The organism is Arthrobacter sp. SPT-J7, from assembly GCF_059089965.1.
The window spans coordinates 1-5,031 of the sequence record NZ_JBNHFF010000225.1; the positions used below are offsets into that span (position 1 = coordinate 1).

At 63.7% G+C, this 5,031-nt stretch carries 6 protein-coding genes; all 6 read left to right on the forward strand.

The features are described 5' to 3' along the window. A partial coding sequence (gene rpsB, locus AC5RWX_RS29910; RefSeq protein WP_494099847.1) for a 30S ribosomal protein S2 occupies positions 1-641 on the forward strand: 641 nt, incomplete at its 5' end. Between the two features lie 129 nt (positions 642-770). Continuing rightward, entirely contained in the window at positions 771-1,607 is an 837-nt protein-coding gene (gene tsf, locus AC5RWX_RS29915) for a translation elongation factor Ts (protein ID WP_494099848.1), read from the forward strand. Between the two features lie 118 nt (positions 1,608-1,725). After that, positions 1,726-2,463 (forward strand): UMP kinase, encoded by a 738-nt coding sequence (gene pyrH, locus AC5RWX_RS29920; protein ID WP_494099849.1) that lies wholly within the window; start codon positions 1,726-1,728, stop codon positions 2,461-2,463. A gap of 127 nt (positions 2,464-2,590) precedes the next feature. After that, positions 2,591-3,148 carry a ribosome recycling factor gene (frr, locus tag AC5RWX_RS29925; protein WP_458779041.1) on the forward strand — a complete coding sequence of 186 codons (558 nt, stop codon included), beginning with the start codon at positions 2,591-2,593 and terminating at the stop codon, positions 3,146-3,148. Next, the gene (locus AC5RWX_RS29930) at positions 3,148-4,071 is read left to right on the forward strand and encodes a phosphatidate cytidylyltransferase (protein WP_494099850.1); all 924 of its coding nucleotides are present in this window, start codon (positions 3,148-3,150) and stop codon (positions 4,069-4,071) included. The genes frr and AC5RWX_RS29930 overlap by 1 nt, the downstream gene beginning before the upstream one ends. Positions 4,072-4,151: 80 nt before the next feature. After that, positions 4,152-4,736 carry a DivIVA domain-containing protein gene (locus tag AC5RWX_RS29935; RefSeq protein ID WP_494099851.1) on the forward strand — a complete coding sequence of 195 codons (585 nt, stop codon included), beginning with the start codon at positions 4,152-4,154 and terminating at the stop codon, positions 4,734-4,736. The last annotated feature ends 295 nt before the right edge of the window (positions 4,737-5,031 follow it).

The window sequence follows — 5,031 nt, forward strand, 5'->3', positions numbered from 1 at the left end:
CCCAGGAAGCAATTGCCGAGCAGGCAACCCGCGTTGGCCAGCCGTACGTGAACCAGCGTTGGCTCGGCGGTATGCTGACCAACTTCCAGACGGTCGCCAAGCGCATCCAGCGCATGAAGGAACTCGAAGAGATCGACTTCGACGACGTCGCCGGTTCCGCGTACACCAAGAAGGAGCTCCTGCTCCTCAAGCGCGAACTCACCAAGCTTGAGTCCAACCTCGGCGGTATCCGCAACCTCACCAAGGCACCCTCCGTGCTCTGGATCGTGGACACCAAGAAGGAGCACCTTGCCGTTGACGAGGCGAAAAAGCTGAACATCCCGGTTGTGGCCATCCTGGACACCAACTGCGATCCGGACGAGGTCGACTTCCCGATCCCGGGCAACGATGACGCCATCCGCTCCGTGAACCTCCTGACCCGCGTTGTTGCCGACGCCGTTGCCGAAGGCCTGATCGCCCGCAACAACCGCGCCACCGGCACCACCGAAGCTCCGGAAGAGCCGCTGGCCGAGTGGGAGCGTGAGCTCCTCGAGGGCAGCAAGGCTGAGGAAGCTGCCGCTGCTGCTCCCGCCGAGGAAGCTGAAGCTCCTGCCGCTGCCGAGGCTCCTGCGGCCGAAGCTCCGGCTGAAGACGCCAAGTAACACCAAGAAATCCGGATTCTCCGGCACCGCCTGCGGTGCCGGAGCCGCTGACAGGATGGCGGCCCACAACGTGGGCTGCCGTCCTGTCGGTCCGTACACCACAACACATTTCTAGACAGAGGGGTTCACATGGCGAACTACACTGCCGCGGACATCAAGGCCCTGCGCGAGCGCACCGGCGCCGGCATGATGGATGTCAAGAAGGCTCTTGACGAAGCCAACGGCGACGCCGAGAAGGCCATCGAAATCATCCGCATCAAGGGCCTCAAGGGCGCTACCAAGCGCGAGGGCCGCTCCACCGCTGAAGGCCTGGTGGCCGCAAAGGTCAGCAACGGCGTCGGCGTCATGATCGAGGTCAACTGCGAGACCGACTTCGTGGCCAAGGCTGACAAGTTCATCCAGCTGGCCGACAAGGTCCTGGCCGTTGCCGTTGAGTCCGGCGCAGCCGACCTCGAGACCCTGCTCGCCACCGAAGTTGACGGCAAGCCGCTCTCCGAGGTCGTCGTCGAAGAAGGCGCTGTCCTGGGCGAAAAGGTTGTTGTCCGCCGCATCTCCCGCGTCGAGGGCGCAACGGTTGACGCTTACCTGCACAAGACCTCCAAGGACCTCCCGGCCCAGGTTGGCGTGCTGTTCGCTGTCGACGGTGAAGGCGAAACCGCTGCCACCGCCGCCCACGACGTTGCAGTCCATATCGCTGCCATGGCCCCGAACTACCTGACCCGTGACGACGTTCCGTCCGAGCTGGTTGAGTCCGAGCGCCGCATCGCCGAAGAGACCGCCAAGGCCGAGGGCAAGCCCGAAGCCGCACTCACCAAGATCGTGGAAGGCCGCGTAACCGGCTTCTACAAGGGTGAGGTCCTGGTTGACCAGGCATTCGCGAAGGACGCCAAGAAGTCAGTGGCACAGGTCCTCACTGAGGCCGGTGTCAAGGGAACCGCGTTCACGCGTTTCCGCGTCGGCTCCTAGTCGAAACTGCAAGGGGGTGGCCACTTCGGTGGCCGCCCCTTTTGCATGCACCGGGCCGGTACCGAGCATTGGCCCCAGCAGGATAACCTTTTTTGAGACTCACCAACGGGAAGGCATCATGGAAGCCGTCAACACTGTAATCCAGCCAGAGAAAAGTCGACGCCGGGTCCTCCTGAAGCTTTCCGGCGAGGTCTTCGGCGGCGGGAAGCTTGGCGTTGACCCGGAGACGGTCCGCGACGTCGCCAAGCAGATCGCGGCTGCCGTTCCACAGGTGGAAGTGGCGATTGTGGTTGGCGGCGGCAACTTCTTCCGCGGCGCAGAACTTTCCCAGAGCGGCATGGACCGCTCAAGGGCGGACTACATGGGCATGCTCGGAACTGTGATGAACTGCCTGGCCCTGCAGGACTTCCTGGAGCAGGCCGGCGTCGAAACCCGCGTCCAGAGCGCCATAACCATGGGGCAGGTGGCTGAAGCCTACATTCCCCGCCGCGCCATCAGGCACATGGAAAAGGGCCGTGTGGTCATCTTCGGCGCGGGCGCCGGCCTGCCGTACTTTTCCACCGACACCGTCGCGGCCCAGCGTGCCCTCGAAGTCCATGCCGACGTCGTCCTGATGGCGAAGAGCGGTGTGGACGCTGTCTACACGGCGGACCCGAAGAAGGACCCCTCAGCCGAACGGCTCGAGACCCTCAGCTATGACGATGCCCTCCGCCGCGACATCCGTGTGATGGACCAGACGGCTATGACCATGTGCAAGGACAACAATCTCTCGATGGTGGTCTTCGGCATGGAGGGCGAGGGCAACGTTACCCGGGCCATCCTCGGCGAGAAGCTGGGCACGCTGGTCAGTGCCTAGCTACGGCTAGGATGTTTTCAGGACCGTTCCGCCCCTGCCTTCGGGACCAGGAGCGGAAGCAGTAACAGAGAACCACGTTGTGCATGGAACCGGGCCCCGGACAGCACCCGAATCTTCAGGAGAGACCGTGATCGAAGAAACCTTGCTCGAAGCCGAAGAAAAGATGGACAAGGCTGTTGAGGTAGCCAAGGAAGACTTCGCTTCCATCCGCACCGGGCGGGCAAACCCGGGCCTGTACAACAAGGTCCTGGTGGACTACTACGGCTCACCCACACCGCTGCAGCAGCTGGCCTCGTTCGCCATTCCGGACGCCCGCACCATCCTCATCACCCCGTTCGACAAAACCGCTCTGCGCGACATCGAACGCGCGCTCAGCGACTCTGAGGTCGGTGCCAACCCGTCCAACGACGGCAACGTCATCCGGGTCACCATTCCGGAGCTGACCAAGGAACGCCGTAAGGAATACGTCAAGATCGTCAAGACCAAGGGCGAAGACGCCAAGGTCTCCATCCGCAACATCCGCCGCAAGGCAAAGGAGACCCTTGACAAGCTGGTCAAGGACGGCGAAGCCGGCGAGGATGAGGGCACCCGCGCGGAAAAGGAACTGGACGGACTCACCAAGGCGCATGTGGACGGCATCGACGAGCTGCTCAAGCGCAAGGAAGCAGAGCTGCTCGAAGTCTGATGGGGCAGGCAGAGCAGGCCCCGGCACAGCGGGCGCGCACACGGGGGAAGCAGCCCAGGACCAACCCGACGCCGAAGGCCGGGCGCAACCTGCCGGCTGCGGTGGTGGTGGGCCTGGCCATGCTCTTCGCCGTGCTGGGTGGGCTGCTGTTCCTCCCGCTCGGATTTGTTGCAGTCACCACTGCGTTCGCTGTTATTGGGGTGTGGGAAATTTACCGCGCCCTGGAGGCGAACGGGACCAGGATGCCCATTGTGCCGGTCATGACCGGCACGGTGGCCATGCCTTTTGCTGCCTATTTCGGCGGGATGGAAAGCCTGCTCTTTGGCATGCTGCTCAGCTCCGTGGCAGTGCTGCTGTGGCGTTCCATCGATAGCGCCGCCGGCTCGGCCAACAGTATCTTCGCGGGCGTCTTTACCTTGGGCTGGGTGCCGTTCTTCATCAGCTTCGCGGCGCTTCCGCTGCACGCGTCGGGCGGCGCTACTCCGCTGGGCCTTTGGCCGGAAGGAACAATTCCCGACGGCGCGTGGCAGGTGGCGGTGATGCTGTTGCTGGTCGTGTCGAACGACACCTTCGGTTACCTGGTGGGCGCGTCCCTGGGCAAGCATCCGATGGCGCCCAAGATCAGCCCGAAAAAATCCTGGGAAGGATTCGCCGGTTCCATTGGCGGCGCAATATTCATCGGAATCCTTGCCAGTCTCTTTCTGCTGGACAAGCCCTGGTGGGTGGGTGTTGTCCTCGCAGTGGGTTTGGTGGCGGCATCCACGGCGGGTGACCTGGCGGAGTCGATGGTTAAGCGCGAACTGGGCGTCAAGGACATGAGCAGCATCCTGCCGGGACATGGCGGCGTGATGGACCGTCTGGACTCCATCGTTTTTGCGGCCCCGGCGGCTTTTGTCCTGTACGGGCTCGTTTCCGGGGCCTGACACACAAAACCCTTGCCGGGTCCGGGCGCCAATAGACTGGTGCTGGAGTAACGGCTTGAAGAGCATCGAAGGAATCAAAAGTGGCATTGGACATTCATCGGCAGATCCCTGCGTCCTTTGAGCGCGTGGAGCGCAGCAATTACGGCTACAACGCCAAGCAGGTGGACACGTTCCTGCAGCGGGCGCGGGTGTCACTTGAAACCCCTCAGGCTGTGGCGGAGCCCGTTACCAGTGCCGCTGTCAGGGCCGTCTCTTTCGACCCCGTCAAAGGCGGTTATTCAGCTGCCGTCGTGGACGCAGCACTCGACCGTCTCGAAGACGCCTTCGCCCGCCGGGAACGGGACGAGTTGATCGCTGCCCACGGTGAGGAAGCCTGGCTGCGGGAGATCGGAAACCTGTCCGGCATCCTCCGCGGCAGGCTGCACCGCCCCGACGGCGACCGCTTCCGCCGGCCTTCCAAGAAAAAGGTCCGCAGCTACAACACGGTTGACGTGGACCACTTGTGCCACGAACTCATCGCATACCTGGAACAGGACAAGCCGCTCAGCGTCGACAACGTCCGCCGCGCAGTTTTCCGTCCGGCCGTTGGCCCCGATGGATACGAGGAAACCCAAGTGGACGCCTACCTGGATCGTGTGGTTGAACTGATGGCGGCCATCGACTGAGCCGGTACAGGCCCACGCCGGCGGGGTCGGGGAGGGCGGCTCGAACCTCCGCCACATATCCCTGTACGCACGGTAACCGTGGATCCACCACGCCGCCAGGAAGACCAGGCCAACGACTGCTCCGCGCGAGGAAAACCGGGCGGGCGTGGAAGGCCGCACGAGGGTCAGCGTTCCGTGGCCAGTGGCCGTTCCGGAGTGTGGAGCCGGGTCATGACCCGGGGCGTGGTCTTGGGGACCCGCCGGACGGTGGCACGGGAGACTCCGACCATCACGGCAAAGGCCGCCGGCACGGTCC